Annotated in this window: 1 protein-coding gene; it reads left to right on the top strand. The window is 51.8% G+C overall.

Going from position 1 to position 850, the window contains the following annotated elements; translation table 11 throughout:
* Positions 1-71 precede the first annotated feature (71 nt).
* A protein-coding gene (locus tag CF137_RS20585; protein ID WP_101324801.1) for an IS5 family transposase occupies positions 72-838 on the top strand; the annotation gives its coding sequence in 2 pieces (ribosomal slippage) (positions 72-447 and positions 447-838; 768 coding nt in all).
* The last annotated feature ends 12 nt before the right edge of the window (positions 839-850 follow it).

The raw sequence follows: 850 nt of genomic DNA, 5'->3' as shown, positions 1-850 counted from the left end.
TAGGGGCTGTCGTCTTGAACTGATTAAATCCAGTACAATGCCAGCCCTGTTAACGTAAAAATCATCGCCTCATGTCAACACCCGCTCACCGCCGCCACGATATTTCAGACCGCGTATGGTCCTTAATTGCACCTCATCTACTGGGACAAAAAGGTCATTGGGGACGCGTGGCTCGCGATAACCGATTGTTTATCAATGCTGTTTTCTGGATTTTGCGCACAGGCGCTCCCTGGCGAGACTTGCCATCTGATTACGGGGACTGGAAAAACACCCATCGTCGCTTTTGTCGTTGGCGCGACAAGGGCATTTGGGCTCGCCTTCAAGAACGTCTGATAAAAGAACCTGATTACGAATGGCTGATGATCGACGCCAGCCATATCAAGGTCCATCCCCATGCCAGTGGCGCTCAAGGTGGTAATCAGGATATGGGGGTCACCAAGGGGGGCTAAACAGCAAGATCCATTTGGCCGTTGACGGACATGGAATGCCAATAAAATGCATTATTACATCCGGAACGACCGCCGATTGTACGCAAGCAATCCCCTTGATTGACGGCTTGGAGGCTGCGTACCTATTGGCAGACAGGGGATATGATACCAATGCGTTGATGGAGGTTGCCCGCGCCAAGGGAATGGAGCCAGTCATCCCTTCTAAACGTAATCGCAAGGAGCAGCGAGAGCATGACCGGGTGCTATACAAGGCAAGGTATCTGGTGGAAAACGCCTTCCTCCATCTGAAACAATGGCGAGGAATTGCGACAAGATACGCCAAAAACACTGGCTCGTTTGTGGCAGCGGTGCAGATCCGCTGCACATACTTGTGGGCCTCGATCTTATGACGACAGTCCCTA

The organism is Aeromonas sobria, from assembly GCF_006243315.1.
Taxonomy (GTDB): domain Bacteria; phylum Pseudomonadota; class Gammaproteobacteria; order Enterobacterales; family Aeromonadaceae; genus Aeromonas; species Aeromonas sobria_A.
Note: the sequence above shows the minus strand (reverse complement) of the source record. Positions and strands in the feature narration are given on the sequence as shown.